Raw genomic sequence first — 18,326 nt, forward strand, 5'->3', positions numbered from 1 at the left:
ACCCCTTTTCGTTCTACCACCATAATCAATTGACGGTGATCTTTGGTGGTAGAGCTCCATAAATTCTAGGAGTTGACCATGCCATTTTTTATATTAATTCCCTATCCTCTCTCGTGATTTTATTTATTTAAAATTTAGGCTTTCTCTCACCTAAAATATTTTAAATTTATAAATAATTTTATTTTAAAATTTTAATCATTTTATTTTCCTGTATTTCAGGCGGGTTAACTATTACCTTTAAAAATGATTTTAATACTTTAAATATAAGCGGCTTATTTTTTATTAATAACTTAGTGAAAATTATCACGAGAATAATATGAAACTTTATAAACCTATTTTGGCTCTAAGCCTTTTAATAGGCGATTACGGTGTTTCTGGTTGCGACATTCACACTCAGCAGGATTTTGAAGAAATTTGCCTGTCTGGTGGGCACACCCAAGCCAGTTGCGACTGTATTTACCAACGGCTTGAACAAGTGTATTCGCATAAGCTTATGCAACGTCTAGAACATGTCAGTTTGCAAAGTCCTGCTCTCCCACAGGACTTTGCCCCTACTTTCTTTAACGTGATGCGGCGGTGCGATAAAGAAGACATGGGCTAAGCGTTTGGCTTAGCTCCCTTATCTCTGTGTCGCAATAGTGGATGACTTTAAATCAGCGCAAAAAATTAAAGTTCTGTTGTGGCACAGGGGCCTTGGGGAATGTGTTCGTTCCAAATAAATTAAGATTAAAAAATTACAGTGAACTCATATTTCCATAACCTATAGATTTTTAATAAATTATATTTCATTATTCATTCTACATTTAACCAAGACGAACTATTACAATAGTCTAGAACAAAAAATTAAATTTATAACACACTATTCTATTTATTGCATAAGCTGCTTTTCTTCCCAATCCTTATAACTGATATTAGGCTGCCCCAAGAGCTTCCAAGTAGATGGCCCTGATGTTGGACGGCCAAATAACATGGCGGCAGGTGTCGAAGTACTTGTAAAAGATACATCTTGAGTAAATTCAATTTTATCATCAACTACTCGGATCATACCTTTATCTATCAAAGACTGACGTTGATTTATTATGAAATTATGTTGAGATGAAGTCTGCTGTTCTTTACCAATAGAACCTTGTCTCACATAAAAAACTCCCTCTTTTATATAAGCTTTTCCATCTACTTTTTTATCACGGCTTAAAATAAAAAATTCTGCTTCTATTGCTTCATCTATAGTAGGGGCGAATTGAGTATTTGATTGGCTTGGGATTTTTACAACTGGTGTAAGTATATTGACTCCTAATGCAGGCAAAACAAAACTTAGGTTATCTAAAAATGTATCCATATCGGAAATATCAGCATCTGATAACTTTCCTGCATAGTTTTTTATTTCTTGTTTGTTTTCAATCTCATAAAGAGTATTCTCTTTAATAAATTTATAGGTTTGGTACTCTAAATATGCACAATGAGTTTTAGTTAAGGTCGTATCCTTACATTGAACTAAAATAACAGTATCCCAAAAGTCTTTATTATAATCATGGTGTTGCATTCGTTGTATTCCATTAACGGTTTCTCCAACATACACATTGTATCTACCCTCTAGTTCTTGGGATTTACTAATAAGAAAGTAAATACCTGAACCATGAGCATCTTCTTTTTCAATTAACTGTTTCAAGCTTGCTCTAGGTGCTGCATAGACATAACCTGTCCAATTCATTAGTTCTGCTCTCACAATACCGTTATGCTGTCCATCTACATAAAACAAACGAATTTGGCGTCCACGTTTTTGCATTGCGTACCTTTTAAATTAGTTAAATATAGTAAATTACATCATTTTTAGTAAACAAATCCATAAATTTATATTAATCAATAATTTAAAAATGTTTCTTTTCTTTTTAAGGTAAATTATTTTTTGTTCATTCCAACTTATTTAAACCTTATCTCTTTATCTCTTTATCTCTTATATCTAAAAAAATTTAAATATTTTTTATATAACAAATACAACAACTTAAATTTTTAAAAAGAGGAAAAAGCGATAAACCTCTGCAATAATACTTTACAGTAGGGTTCTACTATATTGAAAAAGCATAACCAGATGTATATAATTCAAATACACCACACAATAGTAGGAACCTACTACACAAGGAGAACAGTATGAAAAACCACACCGCCTCAAGCTTAAAGCTCGATAAATTCTCACTTATGCTCTTTATGAAGCTTATTCTAATGACATTTAGCTTACAATCCTCTATGAATTATGCTTTTGAAGTAAATATGGGGATAGTTGAATTAAAGCATTCATTTTCAATGAGCGTTAATCTGGATAAGGGAGAGTAATCTCCCAATGAGGTTCTATATGTTTGAATCAATAAAATTAAATGATGTAGCAGAAATTAGATTAGGTTTACCATTTAAGAAAGCAATAAATGATGCTGGAGATCAAGGCACATGCTATCTTATTCAAACTAAAGATATAAGTCCTGATGAAGCTATTGATTTTCAGAATCTTCCTAAGGTTATACCAGAAACTAACCCAGTTCAGCACTTTTTATCAAAAGATGACATTTTGTTAAGATTACGTGGCCCTATTTTTTCAGCCGCTATTATTGATAAAAATATAGACTTCCCTATTATTACTAATAATCAGGTGGCAGTCATTCGGTGTAATGAACAGAAGATTGATCCCTATTATTTACATTGGTTTCTCAATTCTCCAGAAGGTCAGAACATACTAAATCAATTTAGTGAAGGTTCTAATATTAGTAAGATAAATCTTAAAAATGTATCTAGCCTTGAGTGGAAAATCCCCCCAATTGAGCAGCAATTAAATATTAGTAATATTCAAAAAAATTGGTCAACTCAAAGAAAGATCTATAAAAGATTAATCGAAATTAATGACTTATTTTTTAATGAATTATGCAAAAAGATTAATTATGGAGAGTTGAATGATTACAGCAAATGATTTAAACCAATATATATTCCATAAAGATTTATCAGAAAACCTAGATCTCGTAAGGGGAATTATTACATTTGATGATTATAAACCTATATTTTTAGTAATGCTTTTTTTCCGCCTTATTAAAACTATCAAAATGGAAAATAATTCAGATTATAAAATAAAAATAATAGCTGAAGAAGATAATAGTGTTTATTTTGATAAACAAAAAATTATTCTTCCAAAAGAATCTGATTTTGATTACTTATTATCCAAAAGCCATCTAAATAATAATAGTAGTCGCTTTGAAGAAGCTATATATCAGTTTATTTCTAAAAACCATACTCTATTCAAAAATAACAATTTTGGCTTATCTAATAATAAAACTAAATACTTGGAAATAAAAGAAAGTGATTTACTATTTAGAAAACTATTTAATATAGTTGAAAAAATTAATAGCAAACTTAGAAAAGATAAAGTTTCCATTGAAGCTGGTAAAATTTTTGAATCCTATATAAGTTATTTTTCACTAATTGATAGTAGAAATTCTGGTCAATCCTACACTCAAAGCTCATTAAATGAGTTACTAGTAAAATTAATACCCCCAAAAAAATCACAAACAATATATGACCCTGCATGTGGTACAGGATCCTTACTATTAAGCTTTAATAATTATTTTATAGAAAATCATAGAGATGAAGATAATTGCCTATTATTTGGCCAAGAAATAAATGCTAGAACACATGCAATTGCAATTTTAAATATGATTTTGCATGACAATTTATCTCATACACTTGAATTAGGTAATACACTTTTAGACCCTAAATTCATCGATCAAAATAGTAATTTAATACAATTTGATATTGCTATATCAAATCCACCATTTACGTTAAATAACTGGGGGTATGATGAATTAATAAATGATAAATTTAAACGTTTTACATTTGGAATGCCGCCCAAATCTAAAGGTGATTTTGCTTTTATCCTACATATGATTAATTCAATTAATGATAATGGACGTATGGCAATTATAGTTCCTAATGGAGTTTTATTCAGAAGTGGATCTGAAGCTGAAATTCGAAAAAATCTAATTAAAAAAAATCTAATTGATGCAGTCATTGGACTACCTGAAAAACTTATTTTCGGTACAACTATCCCTATTGTTGTATTAATATTGAAAAAAAATAAGAATCATAACAATATAAAGTTTATTGATGCTTCTAAAAAATTTGTATTTGACAAGAATTTAAATTCTTTAAGTAAAGAAAATATTGATGAAATTGTAACTTCTTATAAGCAGGATAATATTATAGATGATTTTGTTTATACTGCCGATATAAATGAGATTCGTGACAATGAATATAACTTAAACATTTCAAGATATATTAAGCATAAAAAAATAAATATTAAAGTTAATTTAGATGCAATTCAAGAAGAGCATCATAATCTAAAAAAAGAATTGCATATCCTTGAAAATGAAATGCAAAGTTATTTAAATGAATGGAGATTAAAGGATAAATAGTTATAAGTTTTAACTATCGCCATTCACAATGATCAAAAAAATAGGCTTGGGAAAATGTAAAAAGACTATGTCTATCAAAATCCTGTCAATAAAAAGCCACTTGCGATAAGTGGCTTATTTATTTAAAATTATTTTGGTAGAAATGGCGCATACCAAACTAATTATTATATTTGATGAAATAAAATTTATATTAATAAGCGATACAGACTAGGATAAAATCATTAGTTCTTACTGTCCTATCCTCTATCTTCACCCTATCCAAATTTTAAATAGAATGAAAATCTTACTTAATTTCAACAGATTCAATCACACCTTCTTTTATCAATCCAACATCAGTAAACATCATCCCGAGGGTCAGACTCGAACCGACATGTCATCTCATTGTTTTTAGATAATTATTATTATCCCTTATCTATAATGGATGTCTTCATGGATGTATGAGAAGAAAAGTTGAATTGTTTGAATAAATATAGATCAAACAATACTTTCAACTGTATTTTCTTCTAATTGGGCTAACTCCTCTGCCAACTGCTCAGCTTGCTCCAAAACTGTTTCAGTAGCTAATAAAGCCATATCAGGGGGATAACCATATTTCTTAAGTAATCGTTTAACGATGACTCGTAATTTAGCTCGTGCAGATTCTTTGATTGTCCAATCCAAGGTAACACTTTTACGAATTGATGCTGTTAGTACAACGGCGAGTTCACGCAGAATTTCTTTCTGCATAAGCTCTTTCGCACTTTCATTCTCAGCAACAGCAGAATAGAAAGCATATTCATATTCAGTTAGCTTTAATTCTTCTGCAAGTTTGTCAGACTCCTGAATTGCTTTAGCCAACTTGATCAGCTCATCAATTACTTCTGCCGCAGTAAGAACTTTATTTTGGTAACTCTTAATAGACGAGTTAAGCATATCTATAAGTTTCTTACCTTGGGTAATACTACGTTGCCCGCGCATTTTGATTTCATCATTCAAGAGCTTTTTCAAAGTTTCTAAAGCAATATTCTTATGCTGATAGTCTTTCATCTCTTGCATGAACTCATCAGAAAGAATTGAAATGTCGGGCTTTTGAATACCTGCGGCATCAAAAATATCTACGACTTTCTCTGTTACCAATGCCTCATCAATAGTCTGCTTAACTTTAGCTTCTAATTGAGCATTACTTAGTCCAGAAATTGATCCCGACCCATCACCAAATTTAGTTAAGCGTGCCTTTACTGCCTGAAAGAAAGCCACTACATGCGCTGATTCCATTGCTGTTGGGTGGGGTGTTGCTAAACCAAAAGCTTGAGACATAGCCGTTACTGCATTGAGAAATCTGTTTTTCCCCTGCCCTTGATCTACACCTAAAATATGATCTTCAGCTTCTAAAATGATATTTAGCTTTTGTGAAGTATTTGCTGTGAAGTACTCTCGATAATCATAACCATGCATAATGCCATCTATGACTTCGAGTTTTTCTTGCAAGATTGTTGCTGCTTCATCTTGTATAAGTGCAGGATCACCTTTACCACCTGCTTCAGAATAAAAGGACAAGGCTTCTTTCAGATCAGAAGCAATACCTAAATAATCAACGACCAATCCACCAATCTTATCCTTATGAACTCGGTTTACTCGTGCAATAGCTTGCATGAGACTATGACCTTTCATTGGTTTGTCGATATAAAGTGTATGCATACTTGGCGCATCAAAACCAGTAAGCCACATATCTCTAACGATAACGAGTTTAAGCTTGTCGTCATCATCTTTCATTCGATTTGCTAATGTTTGGCGTTGCTGTTTAGTTGTATGATGCTTAGCAATGTCCTCTCCATCAGATGCAGATGCAGTCATAACAACTTTGATTACACCATCATTTAAATCGTCGCTGTGCCACTCAGGCTTAATTTTGACAATCTCGTTGTAGAGTTCTACTGCGATACGGCGTGACATACTGACAATCATGCCTTTACCTTGAGTAGCATTTGCAATTAGACGCTGTTCAAAATGCTCAACTATATCTTTCGCAATAGCCTTGATGCGATCTTTGCTGCCAATTAATCCCTCTACTCTCGCCCACTTTGCACGCTCTTTCTGAGTCTGGTTTAGATCGTCTTCACTGAACTGTTCATCAAATTGCTGGATTAACTCTTTGCCTTCATCACTGATTGTAATTTTAGCTAAACGGCTCTCATAGAAGATTCGAACAGTTGCGCCATCTTCTACTGCCTGAGAGATGTCATAAATGTCTACATAGTTACCAAAAACAGCAGGTGTATTTACATCTGTTTTCTCAATTGGTGTGCCTGTAAATCCAAGATAGGTTGCTTTAGGGAGAGCATCACGCATGTATTTAGCAAAACCATACACAGTACGTTTACCAATAACTTTGCCATCACTATCTTTAACATCGACTTCTTTTGCATTGAAACCATACTGAGAGCGATGTGCCTCATCAGCGATAACAACAATGTTTGTCCGATCCGATAGTTCCTCGTAAACACTGCCACCATCTTCTGGTTGGAACTTTTGAATGGTGGTAAAGATCACTCCACCAGAACCAACTTTGAGTAATCCTTTAAGCTCTTCTCGTGATTCAGCTTGTTTTGGTGTTTGTCTGAGCAGTTGGCTTGATGCTGCAAATGTCCCAAATAGTTGATCATCTAAATCATTACGATCAGTAATGACTACGATTGTTGGATTATCTAGGGCAAGAACTACTTTCCCAGTGTAGAAAACCATAGATAAAGATTTACCAGAACCCTGAGTATGCCAAACTACACCTGCTTTTCTATCACCTACAGCTTGTTGCTGCACTAGCTCTAATTTACTTCTTCCTTGCTGCTGCAATGCAATTTCTGCTGATTTAGACTCTGTATTTACAGCAGAGGCTCTGATGGTAGATAGTACAGCGGCATTCACTGCATAGTATTGATGGTAAGCAGCCATCTTCTTAATTGTTTTAATTGTAATTAAGCCATTTGCATCTTCTTGTTTACTAGACTCAAATACGATGAAGTGTCGGATCATATCTAGCAATGTAACTGGATTGAGCAATCCTTGAATTAAAACCTCAAGCTGTGCCTGTGTCTTCTTTGCCTTAGTTTGACCATTTGTAGTCTTCCATGCCATGTATCGACTTAGATCTGCAGAAATAGTCCCTGCTTTCGCCTCTAAGCCATCGGAAATGATATTGAAAGCGTTATATGTAAATAGGGATTGAATCTGGCTTTTATAAGTCTGTATTTGCTTATAAGCTCCTTCAACCGTAGCATTATCATTAGTTGCATTTTTAAGCTCAATTACCACTAATGGCAAACCATTTACATAAATGATCATGTCTGGACGACGAGTCCAACGGTCCTCTCTAATTGTAATTTGATTTACAACATGGAATTCATTATTCATCGGATTATTAAAATCAATAAGCCATGCAAGCTCACCTTGAGTATTACCCTCTTTGGTAATCTCAATATTAATTCCTTCTGTTAATAAACGATGAAAATTCTGATTATTAGAAAGTAAATCTGGGGATTGAATATTAGTAATTCTTTTTAATGCTTCAATACATTTTTCATCACTTATCCTGGGATTCAAGCGTTGCAATGCTTCTAGCACTTTAGACTCTAAAATGACTTGCTTATAACTTCTTAGAGGATTATTAGCTTTAGATTCAATATCAGGACCATATAAATAGCTATAACCTAAAGCCTCAAGTTGTTTTATTGCCATCAGCTCTATGTCTGATTCAATCATTTTAGACATACTTCCCCAGTATATTCTTATAAAGTCATATGCTTACATTATCACAATGTGGTTCCGAATTCAGCCTAATAAGACTTAAGGGTGATTGGTTTTCATTTGCACTTATTAAATGCTGTTCTATATAAATCCATGAAACCATTTTCTGAGGCACTGTGGCATAAACTGTCACCTGAGAAAAAGCTATGTAAACATTATCATGGCTATAACTTTATTCCTAACTTAAGAGCTTTTGAGCAAGCTATCTAAATTTAAGGACTATTCATATGTTAATAGTCCTTAAATTTAATCTTTATTTATTCAGAGAGTCATTTTTCAAGTGGCACGACGATCTTATTAATTTTCCAACTTAAACCATCACGAACCATCATTACTTTGACTTCTTTAGCTTTATCCTGATCTTTAACTACGACCTCAAAATCGTTCATTGATGTATAGCGTGAAATATACTCTGGTTTTGTCTTTTCTTTAGCTTCCGACACTTGATGTTCATCTGAACTATTCGATGTACTTTTTAGGTCTTTGCCTTGTAGCATCAAAGTCATTCCCTCTGGTGTAATAAAAGCATCAATCATTTTATCAACCATTGTTGATGCCATCATCGCTCCTAAAGCTTCCCAACCATCAGCTTTTTTAGATGCCATTTCTTTGAACATATAAGCATTCATTTGATCTTTAAAACTCTGGCGAACACTTGGATAGTCAATGTACTTTGATATCTTTTCACTATCTCCTGCTTGTGCAGCATTCTTAATGCTATTGATGGCAAGATAAGGCGAAGCATATAAGTATCCAAGAATCAAAATGCTTAATCCAAAGATTACCCCTAAAACTTTTTTATTCATGATTAACTCGCTAATTATAAAATGGCGAGGTAAAAAGTAACCTCACCTTAAAGTTATTCAGCATCTACTTTTTTATATTCTACCCGAACTTCACCACTCATCAGTTTAGGAAGTAAAGTATCTCGTATTTTTTCGAGTGTTTGGATTTGCTTTGTATTCGTATAAATTTTACTAAACCATGGTTTAGCTAATTTATTAAACTCAGCTATTCTTTCTAAAGGCGGAATTTGAACCGCGGTGCCTAAAGCGAGATTCCTATTCAAACCAGGAACAGCAGAATCACTATTCATGTTAGCAAAGTCCGATGATTTGAGTAAGTAGTATTCAAAAAGCAAGTTACTTTCAGGAATTTTCGTTTTGATAAAATAGCTTGTATCAATAGGATAAAAGCTATCTTCCATAAAGTAAACTTTACCCAGTGTCCCTTTACGACCTATCACGATACCCGGTCCTTCCACCAGATATTCATTATGAAATCCAACAACTCCACTAGAAGCAACAACAGGATAACCCGAACCCGAACGATTCTCTTGCTTCAATGCTTTGCCATACTTTAGGTCAATTAGGTGCTCTAAAGTTCCTAATTTCCAATCCTCTTTTACTTCCTCAATAAACCATTGGCGAAACAGTGTTTCAGCCATCTCTTCTAAAGTTTTGTTCTGACGAAGGAGTAAGTTAATCTTGTCATCGAGTGATAAAAGAACAGAGGCTATGACTTTTTGTTCAGCTAAACATGGTACAGGAACAAGAATTTTCTTTAAAACAGATGCTTTTATACCAAATACAGTTGTACCCGAAGCACGCGCATCTAACTCATATTGACCATATTCAGATTGAAACCAATACTTTAAGAATCTATTATCCAATCTATCCTTATAGCCTCTTAAAGTGATGATCCTTTGAGCAAGTGCAACATTTTTATCTTTGATCAAAGCAACCTCTCCCAAGGGAGCTTCTGTTGTCAAAACAATATCATCAATTTCAGGATAGCCACGGGTCATCCAATTCTCATAATCTTCTAAAGCTATAAACTCATTAGCATCTAGTAGACGACCATCTTTTACGATCTTTGCTGTAATCAATGGAATGCCATGAGTGGTTTTACTAGGAGTTTTCCCTCTGTAATCAATAAAGTATTCTATAACTTCATCTAAAGGTCTTAGCTCCCAATTCATACAATCACCTTCAGTAAGTTATCAACAATAGCTTTATTGAGCTTTGCCTCCTCAGCAAGCTGTGCTTCAAACTCAGCCTTAAGGGTTATAAAGCGTTCTTTAAAGTCGAACTCATCTTCATCATCAGCTAAACCAACATAACGACCTGGTGTAAGCACATAATCAAGTTCAGCTACTTTCTCTAGGGGCACAGAAGCACAGAAGCCCGCTACATCTTCATACTCACCACCTTTGTTTCGCCAGTTATGGTATGTATCAGTGATCAGCTTGATGTCGTCATCAGAGAGGACTTTGGATCTGCGGTTAATCAAGTGACCTAGGTTACGAGCATCAATGAATAGGATCTCTTTACTACGATCTTGATACTGGGTTGAACCTACACGATCACGACGCATAAACCACAAAGCAGCAGGAATCTGAGTGTTCAGGAATAGTTTTGCAGGTAGATTAACAATACAGTCAATCACATTAGCTTCATTCACTAGAGCCTTACGAATTTCACCCTCACCACTAGTCTTAGAAGTTAATGCACCTTTCGAAAGAACTACACCTGCCTGACCCTTCGGTGACATGTGGTAAAGGAAATGCTGCATCCATGCAAAGTTAGCATTACCCGCAGGCGGTGTACCTAAAGACCAGCGAGCATCACCAATTAATTGTTCACCACTCCAATCTGAAACGTTAAATGGTGGATTGGCAATAATATAATCTGCTTTTAAATCTTTATGTGCATCATTGAGGAATGAACCCTCAGTATTCCATTTCACATGCTCGGAGTTAATACCGCGAATTGCCAAGTTCATCTTAGCCAATCGCCATGTAGTCTGATTACTCTCTTGTCCATAAATAGAGATGTCATCAATTAAACCTTGATGTGACTCAACAAACTTCTCTGATTGAACAAACATCCCCCCCGAACCACAACATGGATCAAAAACACGTCCTTTATATGGCTCTAGCATTTCCACCAAGAGACTTACAATAGATTTAGGCGTATAGAACTGCCCGCCCTGTTTACCTTCAGCTAAGGCGAACTCTCCAAGGAAGTATTCAAATACATGCCCTAACACGTCGGCAGAGCGAGATTTTGCATCGCCTAGTGCAATGTTACCTATTAAGTCAATCAACTCACCTAAGCTCGTAGGATCGAGATTCTGGCGTGCATAAACTTTAGGAAGTACTCCTTTAAGCTGAGGGTTCTCATTCTCAATAGCTTCCATTGCAGCATCAACAATAACTCCAATAGATGGTTGCTTAGCTTGTTCTAATAGATAAGACCATCGGGCTGTCTCAGGAACAAAGAAAACGTTATACGCCGTGTATTCATCACGATCTTCTGGATCAGCCCCATTAAACTCACCTTCACCCGAAACCAGCAAATTATAGTGAGCTTCAAATGAATCAGAGATGTACTTAAGGAAAATTAAACCAAGAACAATATGCTTGTACTCAGCAGCATCAATATTCTTCCGAAGCTTATCTGCCGCTTTCCATAAAACCACCTCTAAAGGTTCTTGTTTCGTTTGTTTAGGAGTGCGAGCCATCAATGATCCTTAATACAACAGACTTACTAATTGGGTGGGAATACTAACAAATGTGAGAAGCTGTGTAAGTAGTTACTTAAATTACCTATCGTATATTTCAAATATTCCAAATTTTCGATAGAACTTAAAAGAAGATGGAGCAGTCCTGTATTATTCTGCAATACTGTTACTTCGAGCTTTTCTATTTGTTGAAGGTTTAGGTAAAGTTAATATAACAGCATAAAAAAAGCCTTAACTACTGATAGTTAAGGCTTTTGGTCTTATATAACATCATACTGAGTTATATAAATTTTAGTATTTGGTGGAGATGGCGGGAGTTGAACCCGCGTCCGCCAGCATTACGCTCGAGAATACTACATGCTTAGATATCGTCTATTGTTTTAACACCTTGTGACCCGACGAACAGGGTACAAGTTGCGATCCTCTAAGTTTGGTATAAAGCCCCGAGGCTTGACTCTATACGGACTTGTGTGCGTGCGCTACGGTCGGGTTCCTAAACCACAAGTATTCTAGGAAGCGGACAAACTGCCCTTAGGCAGCTAGAGCGTAAGTTTCGTCGTTTGCGACTAAAATATGCAAATTTGATTTACGAGAGAAAATGCGCTCTCGGCATGCATCTATGAGTTTCATCACCAGCGTCGAAGCCAATAACATCCCCATGAATGTATGAGCATCATAGCATAACTAAAATAAAATACTGTGCATTTTATCAACAGTCCGCTACTGATAAACATATTTACATAATGGAGAGCCTTTTATTTTTTTCAAGGGTTACATAAAAAAGCTGCCAAAAAAGACAGCTTTTTTTAAAGTGTGGTCTATAAAGCACCATTGCCTAACACAATACCTTCACGGCGTGGGTCTACCCCACCTGCGTATTTACTTTGATTATTAATGTTTACTTTCATAATCGTTGAAATACCGCTGGTTTGCGCAGTGTTGGCAACGCCATGCCCTTTTGCTTTTAAGCCTTCAATCAAATCAAGCAAAGAAAGCTGCACATTCGAGCTATCTACATTGGTGTTTTTGCTATTGGTCGCGCCAAAGTTTACAAGCGAGGTGGCTTGCTGTGCGTTTAAGTTCCAGTCCAGCGCCCCTACCAAAGTTTTAACCACATATTGAATGATGGTACCGCCACCTGGTGAACCTGTTGCCATATAAAACTCATCTGGCGTGGTGCCTTTAAACACTAAGGTTGGCGCCATGGTACTTCGTGGGCGTTTGCCCCCTTCTACGCGGTTGGCAACCAGTGCCCCAGTGCTATCAAGCGGGTTGGCGCTAAAGTCAGTTAACTGGTTCGACAGCAAGAAACCATCCACCATGTGGAATGAACCCATGCTCGATTCAACAGTCGAAGTCATTGAAACCACATTGCCATAGGCATCTACAATCGTGAACTGAGTTGTTCCGTGTTCAACAGTCGTGTCGACACCCGAAGCTGGGTTGAAATTACCTGCTGACGCAACGCCCATACTTTGGTTCGGGTTAATCAGTGCTGCACGTTGTTTTAAGTAATTTTTATCAATAAAGCTTGCAATGCCCTGTGCTGGTAAAGCGACAAAATCAGTGTCTGCTACATATTTGTCACGGTCAGCGTAGGCCAAACGTTCTGCCTCAGACACTAAATGCACACCCATCACATCTGGCACACCGCCTTCATTTTCAGGGTTTTTAGGTGGATACAGCGACATATCAAAGTTTTCTAAAATACCCAGCGTTTGAGCAACTGCAATCCCTCCCGAAGATGGAGGCGGCATGGTACAGACATAGTAACGGTCACGGTACGTCGTACAAATCGGGTCGCGTTTTTTAACCTGATAGTTCGATAAATCCTGCAAGGTCATTAAACTTGGGGTAATTGGAGTTTTTGCTGGGTCATCCCCCATCGTCTGGGCTGCTTTTGCCACAATCGCTTGAGCAATTGGTCCCGTGTGCAGCGCATTTGCGCCTTGCGTGGCAAGTGCTTCTAGGGTTTTTGCATAGGCTTTATTAGTCATAGTCTCACCCACTTTACGAGGTGAACCATCTGGGTAGAAATAGGTTGCCATTGCATTTGCATCAAGCGCTAAGCTGTTTGCATTGATTGCAATTGCATCTGCCAAACGCCCCGGAATACGGAAACCGTTGTCAGCCAAACCAATCGCTTCGCCAAAAAGCTGGTTCCACTTAAGCTTGCCATGTTCTTGTTGTGCTTGTTCAAGCAAACGCATCACACCCGGCACACCAATCGAGCGACCACTACGACGCGCACTTGGTACAGGTGCTGGTGAATTTGGATCATATATATCTTGGCGAATTAAATAATATTCATTGGCTGCGGCTGGTGCAGTTTCACGGCCATCATACGCCGTGACTTTTTTGGTTTTGGCGTCGTAATACATCATAAAACCACTACCCGCAATCGTGCTCGACTGTGGTTCAACCAGACCCAGCACCGCTTGTACCGCAACGGCGGCATCGACTGCACTACCGCCTGCTCTTAAAACATCACAGCCCGCTTTTACTGCAAGTGGCGTGTTTGCCACCACCATATATTTATCTGCGTATTTAACGGTGTTACCGAGTCTATAACCCGATGCACCCTCAGGCGCGGCTGGGTCACCATTTTGATTTGAACCGACCACCACGCTTGAACCGTCTTGTGCCAGTTTGCTACAACTGGTGGGGTCATTATCTACAATTAAATTGGGTGGGGTTGTATTTGAATCATCCTTGGGCTGATCTGACGAGGAGTCATCTCCACATCCTTGTAATAAACCAACTGCTAATAAACTACTGAACAAAAATGAATATCTTTTATTCACGTGATAACTCCAATATATACGCCTGCCTATCCATGCAATTGCTATGCAAGCTTCTTTGTTTTCAGGTATTAAGTTTTTTTAATCTTTGATAAAAATAAGGTTTTATAATATTGAATGTTTCAGGGCGATTTATCCTGTGCCCTATCTTGTGCCTCCTTGCTTGATATCACACTCTTTTATAACTGATTTGCCCGATTCTGGCATGCTTTATTTCGCTAAATACAGGCAAAATCTGCCATTTGCAGATGCAGTTTATTTTTTAAAAGACCTAAAAAAAGCACCTCCGAAGAGATGCTTTTGATGTTTAGTGAGAAGGCATTCCGCCAACGTCCCCTTTGGGTTTTGGACACAGCCAAATGACCAGCCCCGCAAAGACAAACACCATCGCAAACAGTAAAAATACATGGTTTGCCGACATGGTAATGGCTTCTTTATCGACGAGGTTTGAAATGATTCCTAATGTTGAATCAGCCGAAAAACCATTTTGCACAAGGTTATTTTGAACTTCAGCAGTGTTCAGGTTGGACACCATTTCACTACGCGCAACTTTGGCGTGGTCGTCCCACACCGTAACTGCAATTGAAGCACCAATCGCCCCTGCCATGGTTCTTAAAAAGTTCATGAGGCCCGCGGCAGATGCAATTTCTTGCTGCAACACCGAACCCAGTGCAATGTTCGACAATGGAATAAAGAAGAACGGTACGGCAAAGCCTTGCAAGATTTGCGGCCAAGCCAGTGCCATAAAGTCGGCATCTGTGGTCCAGAACGCCCGCATTAAGGTCACAGCACCCAGCAAAATCAGGCCAAAGCTTGCAAGCGCACGTGGGTCATGTTTGGTCGAAAGCTTTGCCACAATCGGTGACATAGTCAAACTACCAAAGCCCATGGTTGCAGTTAAATAGCCGGCCCACGTGGCGGTGTAGGAAAGGTTCATTTGCAGCCACTGCGGAATCAGTACAATACTGCCAAAGAAGGCTCCAAAACCGAGTGACAAGGCCAGTACCGAAATCGCAAAGCCCCTATGCCTGAACACCTTCACATCCACCACGGGGTGCTTGTCGGTCAGCTCCCATATGAGGAACACCACAAACCCAATGGCGGCAGTTAAAGCGAGTACCACAATGCTGGTGCTGTTAAACCAGTCGCGTTCATGCCCTAAATCGAGCATGAGCTGTAGCGCACCAATCCAGAGTATTAACAGACCTAAACCGACGGTGTCGATTCTTAAAGAAATCGTTTCTGTTTCGGCTGGTTTGAGCAAACGGATTGCCGCTAAAACACAAATAATGCCGACCGGAATGTTAATAAAGAAAATCCAGTGCCAAGACAGGTTGTCACTAATCAGACCACCCAAAATTGGTCCTAAAATTGGTCCAACCACTGTGGTCATTGCCCAGAGGCCCATCGCCTGCGCATGTTTTTCTTTAGGGAAAATACGCATGAGCAAAGTTTGGCTGAGTGGCATAAGTGGGCCACCGCATAGACCTTGTCCAATACGGAAAAACACCAGCATGCCTAACGAGTTTGCTAGGCCGCACAAAAAAGAAAAAATGGTAAAACCAATCAGGCCAAAAATAAAGACTCGGACGGTTCCAAAGCGGCCCGCAAGCCAACCCGTTAAAGGTACACAAATCGCTTCTGCAACTGCATAGGAGGTAACAACCCATGTGCCTTGTGTACTTGAAACAGCAAGGTTACCGGTAATGTGTGGTACAGATACGTTGGCAATGGTCGTATCGAGCACGACCATAAAATTCGACAAGGCAATAACAAACGCTGCCAGTAATAAACGGCCACCGCTTAGTTCGGCAAAAGGTGTTTGCGTTTTCATAAGCGTTTACTTCGCAGATAAGTCGACTTTTGCTTCCATCGACAAGCCAACACGCAGTGGGTGTTCAGCAAGTTCTTTCGGGTCAAGTGCAATACGCACTGGTAAGCGTTGAACCACTTTAATCCAGTTACCTGTTGCGTTTTGAGCCGGAATTAAGGCAAAGGCAGAGCCTGTACCACCAGAGAAGCCCATCACTTTGCCGTGATATTCAACGTCATCGCCATATAAATCTGAAGTAAGTGTGACGATTTGACCCGGACGGACTTTTTTCAACTGACTTTCTTTAAAGTTCGCATCTACATATAAATCGTTGAGCGGCACAATCATCATCATGCTGGTGCCGGGCGCAACACGTTGTCCGACTTGAATATTACGACGAGCCACTACGCCATCAACTGGCGCACGGATTACGGTACGGTCCAAATCAAGCTGAGCTTGTTCAACATGAGCTTGTGCAACTTGTACATCAGGTGTTGAAACTTCATTTACACCCTGAATTAAAGCTTCATTTGCAGCTAAGGTGCTTTCGGCAGCTTTACGGCTTGAAGATGCTTGCGCTAAACCTGCTTTTGCAAGCTCTAGCCCTGCTTTGGCTGTTTCAACTGCACTTTGTGCTTTAGTGAGTTCTTCTTTAGACACTGCACCAGACGCGGCAAGTTGCGCACGGCGATTCAGCTCTAAAGCAGCTCTGTCGTAGTCAGCCTGTGCTTGAGCAACTTGCGCTTTAGCACTGTTAATTTCGTCGGCACGCACCACAACTTGAGAGTTTAAAGAGCTACTGTTTGCCGCAGTTTGTTTGTATTGGCGTTTTGCTTTGGCGAGCTCTGCCTCAGCTTGAGCCAGTGCAATTTTGGCATCACGGTCATCAATACGAACCAGCACATCACCACGATGTACCGTTTGGGTGTCTTTTACCACAACCTGAGCGACCTGCCCGCTTACCATTGAGGTGATTTGAGCAGTTTCTGCACCGACATAGGCATTATCCGTACTCACGGAATGATTTAAAAATAATGCCCAGATTGCATATAAAATAGCGGCGATCAATAAAATCAGCGCAAAAAAACCAAGAAATTTTTTGCGCTTGTTTTGATTGTTGTCATCCGAGGCAGATGTTGTTGGCACTGTTTCTTGTACATTGCTTTGTGCATCAGTCATGGTATGTTCCTAAAGATGGGTTGGCTTTGCCATCAATCTCGCACTACATCCTGTTATAGATTTTTATTTTTCTATAAACAAGACATACCGCATTGTCAAAAGGAGCTAATTTTAACGCTAAAACCTCATGATATGAGAATAAAAAATTATAACTAATGCGTTCGTTCTAATTAAATTAATGTTTATCTCAAAGTTTTTATCAAATATTCTTTTTTTTAATTAATAAAAAAAGCGCACATGGCGCTTATAGAAGTAAAAAATAATGAATTAATAGGCGTATGAAGCAATACCCGCAGCAATTGCTTTGCCTTCATCATTAACCATAGTCATGCGCATGGTACAGCCTTTACGACCTAAACGCAGAACTTCGGCACGTGCAATAAAATATTTACCACGCCCCGGCGCCAAATAATCTACACGCATGTCGACTGTTGCCAAGCGGGTTACCTGTTTAATGGTTTCAGTCAAAGTTTCCGGCGTTGAACGGCGATATAGATGTTCCATTGCCACAATACCGCCAATACTGTCGAGCAAAGTTGCCGCGACCCCACCATGCAAAACCTGAAAAGCCAAATTGCCAATCAGGTCGGGTTGCATTTCAACATAGCCTTCAATCTGCCCATCCACCACACGCATAATCATTCCACTATGCTTAAAAAATGGACAGCTATTAAATGCCTTACATAATTGGTTGAGAACCACATTTAGGTCGGTTTTTGCGCCTAATTGTATGTTGCCAGTCCAATTCTTCTTCTCTTCACTCATACGTTGCCTAAATTC

Annotated in this window: 13 protein-coding genes and 1 other RNA gene; 4 read left to right on the plus strand and 10 right to left on the minus strand. The window is 38.0% G+C overall.

Annotated elements, in window-relative coordinates; translation table 11 throughout:
* Positions 1-316: 316 nt before the first annotated feature.
* Complete coding sequence (locus MSG66_RS16525; RefSeq protein WP_108011879.1) at positions 317-601, plus strand: hypothetical protein; 285 nt, start codon at positions 317-319, stop codon at positions 599-601.
* A gap of 267 nt (positions 602-868) precedes the next feature.
* On the opposite strand, the gene MSG66_RS16530 is transcribed toward MSG66_RS16525, so the two are convergent.
* Positions 869-1,783: a GIY-YIG nuclease family protein gene (locus MSG66_RS16530; RefSeq protein WP_150205199.1), complete on the minus strand. Its 915-nt coding sequence runs from the start codon at positions 1,781-1,783 to the stop codon at positions 869-871.
* A gap of 362 nt (positions 1,784-2,145) precedes the next feature.
* Here MSG66_RS16530 and MSG66_RS16535 point away from each other — a divergent pair, with 362 nt between their 5' ends.
* Genes MSG66_RS16535 through MSG66_RS16545 form a run of 3 tightly spaced genes read left to right on the plus strand, consistent with a single transcriptional unit; the run spans position 2,146 to position 4,448 of the window.
* Positions 2,146-2,328 (plus strand): hypothetical protein, encoded by a 183-nt coding sequence (locus MSG66_RS16535; protein WP_324654646.1) that lies wholly within the window; start codon positions 2,146-2,148, stop codon positions 2,326-2,328.
* Between the two features lie 19 nt (positions 2,329-2,347).
* Entirely contained in the window at positions 2,348-2,953 is a 606-nt protein-coding gene (locus MSG66_RS16540; RefSeq protein WP_324654647.1) for a restriction endonuclease subunit S, read from the plus strand.
* Positions 2,937-4,448 carry an N-6 DNA methylase gene (locus MSG66_RS16545; protein ID WP_324654648.1) on the plus strand — a complete coding sequence of 504 codons (1,512 nt, stop codon included), beginning with the start codon at positions 2,937-2,939 and terminating at the stop codon, positions 4,446-4,448. The genes MSG66_RS16540 and MSG66_RS16545 overlap by 17 nt, the downstream gene beginning before the upstream one ends.
* Before the next feature lie 474 nt (positions 4,449-4,922).
* Here the strand turns inward: MSG66_RS16545 and MSG66_RS16550 are convergent, their stop codons facing one another.
* The 9 genes from MSG66_RS16550 to MSG66_RS16590 all read right to left on the minus strand — a co-directional run bounded on the left by MSG66_RS16550 (position 4,923) and on the right by MSG66_RS16590 (position 18,311).
* Positions 4,923-8,192 (minus strand): type I restriction endonuclease subunit R, encoded by a 3,270-nt coding sequence (locus tag MSG66_RS16550; protein ID WP_324654649.1) that lies wholly within the window; start codon positions 8,190-8,192, stop codon positions 4,923-4,925.
* Between the two features lie 305 nt (positions 8,193-8,497).
* Positions 8,498-9,034, minus strand: a complete 537-nt coding sequence (locus tag MSG66_RS16555) for a DUF2939 domain-containing protein (protein ID WP_324654650.1) — start codon at positions 9,032-9,034, stop codon at positions 8,498-8,500.
* A gap of 53 nt (positions 9,035-9,087) precedes the next feature.
* Positions 9,088-10,209: a restriction endonuclease subunit S gene (locus tag MSG66_RS16560; protein ID WP_324654652.1), complete on the minus strand. Its 1,122-nt coding sequence runs from the start codon at positions 10,207-10,209 to the stop codon at positions 9,088-9,090.
* Positions 10,206-11,753, minus strand: a complete 1,548-nt coding sequence (locus MSG66_RS16565) for a class I SAM-dependent DNA methyltransferase (protein ID WP_324654653.1) — start codon at positions 11,751-11,753, stop codon at positions 10,206-10,208. The genes MSG66_RS16560 and MSG66_RS16565 overlap by 4 nt, the downstream gene beginning before the upstream one ends.
* Before the next feature lie 299 nt (positions 11,754-12,052).
* Positions 12,053-12,411: a transfer-messenger RNA gene (gene ssrA / locus MSG66_RS16570) on the minus strand.
* A gap of 160 nt (positions 12,412-12,571) precedes the next feature.
* Complete coding sequence (gene ggt, locus MSG66_RS16575; protein ID WP_324654654.1) at positions 12,572-14,557, minus strand: gamma-glutamyltransferase; 1,986 nt, start codon at positions 14,555-14,557, stop codon at positions 12,572-12,574.
* A gap of 304 nt (positions 14,558-14,861) precedes the next feature.
* Positions 14,862-16,388 carry a DHA2 family efflux MFS transporter permease subunit gene (locus tag MSG66_RS16580; protein WP_324654655.1) on the minus strand — a complete coding sequence of 509 codons (1,527 nt, stop codon included), beginning with the start codon at positions 16,386-16,388 and terminating at the stop codon, positions 14,862-14,864.
* Positions 16,389-16,394: 6 nt separating this feature from the next.
* Entirely contained in the window at positions 16,395-17,546 is a 1,152-nt protein-coding gene (locus tag MSG66_RS16585) for an EmrA/EmrK family multidrug efflux transporter periplasmic adaptor subunit (RefSeq protein WP_324654656.1), read from the minus strand.
* 267 nt (positions 17,547-17,813) lie between these two features.
* Complete coding sequence (locus MSG66_RS16590; RefSeq protein WP_324654678.1) at positions 17,814-18,311, minus strand: thioesterase family protein; 498 nt, start codon at positions 18,309-18,311, stop codon at positions 17,814-17,816.
* Positions 18,312-18,326 lie beyond the last annotated feature (15 nt).

Origin of the sequence: Acinetobacter sp. IK31 (genome assembly GCF_035615195.1) — a bacterium.
GTDB lineage: Bacteria > Pseudomonadota > Gammaproteobacteria > Pseudomonadales > Moraxellaceae > Acinetobacter > Acinetobacter calcoaceticus_C.

Excerpts from the sequence above, each read along its gene's own strand:
- MSG66_RS16525 (WP_108011879.1), top strand. The coding sequence starts at position 317 with ATGAAACTTTATAAACCTATTTTGGCTCTAAGCCTTTTAATAGGCGAT.
- MSG66_RS16530 (WP_150205199.1), bottom strand. The coding sequence starts at position 1,783 with ATGCAAAAACGTGGACGCCAAATTCGTTTGTTTTATGTAGATGGACAG.
- MSG66_RS16535 (WP_324654646.1), top strand. The coding sequence starts at position 2,146 with ATGAAAAACCACACCGCCTCAAGCTTAAAGCTCGATAAATTCTCACTT.
- MSG66_RS16540 (WP_324654647.1), top strand. The coding sequence starts at position 2,348 with ATGTTTGAATCAATAAAATTAAATGATGTAGCAGAAATTAGATTAGGT.
- MSG66_RS16545 (WP_324654648.1), top strand. The coding sequence starts at position 2,937 with ATGATTACAGCAAATGATTTAAACCAATATATATTCCATAAAGATTTA.
- MSG66_RS16550 (WP_324654649.1), bottom strand. The coding sequence starts at position 8,192 with ATGTCTAAAATGATTGAATCAGACATAGAGCTGATGGCAATAAAACAA.
- MSG66_RS16555 (WP_324654650.1), bottom strand. The coding sequence starts at position 9,034 with ATGAATAAAAAAGTTTTAGGGGTAATCTTTGGATTAAGCATTTTGATT.
- MSG66_RS16560 (WP_324654652.1), bottom strand. The coding sequence starts at position 10,209 with ATGAATTGGGAGCTAAGACCTTTAGATGAAGTTATAGAATACTTTATT.
- MSG66_RS16565 (WP_324654653.1), bottom strand. The coding sequence starts at position 11,753 with ATGGCTCGCACTCCTAAACAAACGAAACAAGAACCTTTAGAGGTGGTT.
- MSG66_RS16580 (WP_324654655.1), bottom strand. The coding sequence starts at position 16,388 with ATGAAAACGCAAACACCTTTTGCCGAACTAAGCGGTGGCCGTTTATTA.
- MSG66_RS16585 (WP_324654656.1), bottom strand. The coding sequence starts at position 17,546 with ATGACTGATGCACAAAGCAATGTACAAGAAACAGTGCCAACAACATCT.
- MSG66_RS16590 (WP_324654678.1), bottom strand. The coding sequence starts at position 18,311 with ATGAGTGAAGAGAAGAAGAATTGGACTGGCAACATACAATTAGGCGCA.